We start from the raw sequence: 4,329 nt of genomic DNA on the forward strand, positions 1-4,329 counted from the left end.
ATGAAAACGACGGCGCTCCCGGTGTTGGCGGGGCTCTTCGGCCTCGTTTCCGCCTGCGCTCGTGGAGAGCCGGCTCCCCCGCCGAAGCTCGAATCGAGCCTCGGAGACGAGGTCGACCGGGGAATCGAGCTCTACGAGAAGCGGCAATACGCGGAAGCAGTCACAGTACTCGAGCGCGCCGTCCAAACGAGCGAGGGCGACTCTCGTGCCTGGGAGTATCTGGGGCTCGCGCGCCTTCAATTGAATCGAGTGGACGAATCGCGCAATGCTTTCCAAAGAGCGCTCGAGCTCGACGAACATTCCGCGAACGCTTACTTCGGTCTCGGGCTAGCCGATGGCCATTCGGGCGAGCTCCAGGAGTCGATCCAGAAGTTGAAGCGGGCGGTCGAGCTCGATCCATCACATGCCTATGCGCACTACCACCTCGGACTCGCCTATAACGCCGCGGGAAAGCCGGATCTCACGCTACTCCATTTGAATCGTTTCCTCGAGCTAGCGCCTGAGGCGCCCGAGGCGGGTCAGGTCCGCGACCTGGTCTCGCGTCTGCGCTGACGAGGGTCGGTGTCCACTCCACTCTCGCGGGCGTTGTCCCGAGCGGCGAGAGTGCTTTTCGCTCTGCTGATCCTGTTCGTCTTGAGCCTCGCTCTGCTGCACACGCCTCTCGTTCAGCGGGGGCTCGCACGGTTTCTATCGAGCCAGGCGTCGAGGGCGATCGAAGGGCGTGTCACCGTTGGCGATGTCGCCTATCGTCTTTGGCGCGGCGAAGCGGTCCTCGAGAGCGTCACCGCCGAGTCCGACGCGATGTTACCCGGGCTGTCGTATGAGTTGCGAGCGAGACGGATCGAAGTGCGGCTCCGTACCACGCCGTTGTCGATCACCGTACGGGTCGAATCACCCGAGCTCACGCTCCGTTCGGATGCCCGCTCCCGGTCTTCGAGCGGCGACGACGCCGGATACGCGTCCGCGGAGCCCTTGGAGCCAAGACTTCCCTCCTGGCTCGCCGGTTTGAAGATAGCGGATGGACGGCTGCGATTCGAATCCCGCGGGGACGAGCTCGACGTCGCTTCCATCGACCTCGAGCTCGAGGACTCGCACGAGGGGTATCGTGGCTCGCTCGAGGTCGGCGGGGGGGCCGTCGCCTTTCGCAACGCCCGCTTCGAGCTGAAGCGCGCGGAGCTCGTCGCTTTAGGCGGAGAGGACGGTGCCGAGATACCGAGGGCGCACCTCCAGTTGGACGGCGCCCGGGCGGAAGCAAAGGGCATCGTCGAGCGTCTTCGCCCGCTCGTGTCTCGATTCGACGTCGAGCTCTCCATCGAAGCGTCACTCCTGGGCGTGCTTACATCGAGCTCCCCGATGAAAGGACGTATCTCGAGCCGACTCGTCCTCTCGTTCGGAGACAAGGGTTCCCGTGTCTCTGGGGAGCTCGAGGCTCGCGAGCTCGAGATCGGTCAGATCGGTCCCATCGACGTCGGCGCAGGACTTCGTTTCGAGGACGACGTGCTCGCCATCGCACCCTTCGAGGTCGAAGGCTATCGGGGCACTCTCGACGGAGCGGCCGAGCTCGATTTTCGCCGAGGGGGAACGCAGTCGGTGGAGGTGACGTTCGCGCACGTCTCCCTTGAAAGGATTCTGGACGAGCTTGCCGGCGAGGCGGCGATCGCATCTTCCCTAGAGGGTTCGGTGCGCGCTCGCCTCCAGGATTGGAGTCTCGAGACTCTTGACGGTGAAGCCGAGTTTGCTCTCACCGGTCTCGACGGCCGACATCCGCGGCCTGCGTCCGGCTCCATCTCGGTGAACGCGGAGGACGGAATCATCGCGTTTCGCTCCCGGGAGCTCGATATTGGCCAGGCGGCCACTCGATTGGACGGCACGATCACTCCCAGCGACTTTCGGGTGAACTTCCGTGTTGAGCAGCTCGACCTCGCGACTTTGACGGGCGCGCTTCCAGATTCCATCCCCGCTTCGACCCGAGGAGTCATTGGCTTCGAAGGAACCGCGTCGGGCGACGGTCTCGAGCCCGACGCACTCGACATCGAAGCACGTCTCCTACCGTCGACGTTCGAAACGGGTGAAGAACTCTTCGATCTCCGCGGATGGGCCCGTATTTCCCAGGGTCGACTTCATGTCATCGACCTCGCTCTCGAGAGTCGTTCCGGAACCGGCCGGCTCGAGGCGGGCGGCACGATCGAGCTCGAAAGCGGCCGGCTGAAGGACGTGAGGCTCGCAGGCAAAGAGATCCGGGCACGTTTCGATCCATGGGCCGGCCTCATCGAGCGCATCGACGTCGAGCTCTCGGGACCGCTCGCGAGTCCGTCGGGGAGCCTCGCCCTCGACCTCGCCGGGACATCGATCCGAGGCCGCGAGCTGCCCGCTTTTTCGATCACGGCTCGCTCCAACGGGGAGACCGCAACGGGAGCAGCACGTTATGCCGGAGGCGAGTTTCTGACGGCGGAGCTCCAGCTTCGTCGCAAGTACCCAATCGTCGTGCAACTCGAGCTCGACAGGGCGCCGCTTCCCGAGGCGCTGTCCCTTTGGATCGGAGACGGCGTTCCAGGACCGCGGGTCGTTGCCTCGGGACACGTGAGCGGGCGTGCCGATCTGGCACCATTTTCTCGCGTTTCGTTTCGAGGAAGCGTGGAAACACTCGAGGCCGAGCTGCGTGGAGTTGATTTGCGCGCGAAAGCCCCGTTCACGTTCGAGGGCGACCTGTCGCATGCAGCCGTTTCGAACCTTGTCGTGGCGGGAGAGAAAACGGCTCTCGAGGTCGATGGAGTACTCGCTCTCGGAGAAGACGCCGATCACGATCTGAGGGTGGCGGGTGTCCTGGGATTGAAGGAGCTGGAAGCCTTCGCTCGGGAGGCGAGAGTAGACGGTGAGGTGGACCTCGATCTGAGGCTCGAGGGAGAGCCCGGGGCCCCGAGTTTGACCGGTCGGGCCATTCTCCAAGACGGATCGTTTTTGCGGAGCCCCCTCGAGGTTCGCGAGGTTCACCTGCTGCTCGAAGCGGACGACGATCGGATTACTCTCGAGCGGTTGAGCGGGAAGCTCCTCGGTGGAACGCTCGCGGCCGAAGGTGCGCTCGACTTCTGCGCCGGGCAAACCGCCTCCAGCGCTCTTGGCGGAGAGCTCCGGATCGACGCGCGAGAATTGGATCTCGCCCCTCTTCTGGAGGGCACCGAGGACGTCCAAGACGCTTCGCTCATTCTTTCTGCGTTGGCGGCGGTCGAGATGGGCGGGCTCCACGTCCGGGAACTCGAAGGCACGGGAACGATCTCCAAGCTCCTCGTCCGCGTCGCTGGAAAGGAAGTAACGGCGGGGCCGGCTTCCCTTCGGCTGAGCGATGCTCGGCTCGAGTTTTCACCTCTCCGCTTCGAAGGCGAGGGAATCGACCTGGTCACCGAGGCCGAGGTCACTCTGTCCCCGAATCTCCCGTGGTCGTTCACGGCCCGCGGGGACGCCGATCTCGCGCTGGCGAACGCCTTCTTGCCCGAGGCGGCAGCATCCGGATCGGTTCGACTCGATCTCGACGCGTCGGGCGGGAGGCAGCGAGAAGAGCTCCAGCTCACGGGATCCGCGGAGTTGGATGGGGCCAGTTTCCGAGTCGACCAACCACCGCTCGTGGTGAGCGACGTGGAGGCACGCGTCATGCTCGACTCGCACCGTATGGTGCTCGAGCGATTGCAGGGTCGTCTCGGGGGAGGAACCTTGCGGGCCGAAGGGTTCTACGCTCCTTTCGCGTCGGGCGACGGTGAGCGGGTATCGATCCGCTCAAACGCGACTGACGTCCGCTTGGAATATCCCGAGGGCCTGAGAAGCACCACGTCCGCGGAGCTGGCGTTCCAGAACGAGGGGCGAGGCTATCTCCTCTCGGGGGAAGTTCGGCTTCGCGAGGCGATCTACGATCGTGACGTCACCGTGGAGCGCGAGCTCCTCTCCCTTCTGTCACGCGAGGCGGCAGTCATCCAGCGACAGCGATCCTTTGCGGAGAGGATCCGTATCGATCTGCACGCCGAGAGCGAGGATGGCCTGCGAGTGAGGAACAACCTGGCGCACACCTCTCTCACGGCTGATCTGGACGCGACCGGGACGCTCGCGGCACCGGAGCTCCGGGGACGCGTAAACACCCGCGCCGGCGGAACGATCTTCTTCGGCGGAAGAACCTACGAGCTCGAGCTCGCGCGCGTCACGCTCGACGGCTATCCGTTGAGCGCACCCATCGTCGATGTCTCCGCGCACACCGAGGTCGGCGGGACCCCGATCCGCCTCGAGGTCACGGGCAGAACCGACGAGCTCTCGACCAACCTGCGGGCTCCCGAGGACCCGTCGCTT

General features: G+C 64.7%; 2 protein-coding genes. Both read left to right on the forward strand.

What is annotated here, in order from left to right; all coding sequences use genetic code 11:
* A partial coding sequence (locus VEK15_21525) for a tetratricopeptide repeat protein (protein HXV63294.1) occupies positions 1-552 on the forward strand: 552 nt, incomplete at its 5' end.
* 9 nt (positions 553-561) lie between these two features.
* A partial coding sequence (locus VEK15_21530) for a translocation/assembly module TamB domain-containing protein (GenBank protein ID HXV63295.1) occupies positions 562-4,329 on the forward strand: 3,768 nt, incomplete at its 3' end.

Source organism: Vicinamibacteria bacterium, from assembly GCA_035620555.1.
GTDB lineage: Bacteria > Acidobacteriota > Vicinamibacteria > Marinacidobacterales > SMYC01 > DASPGQ01.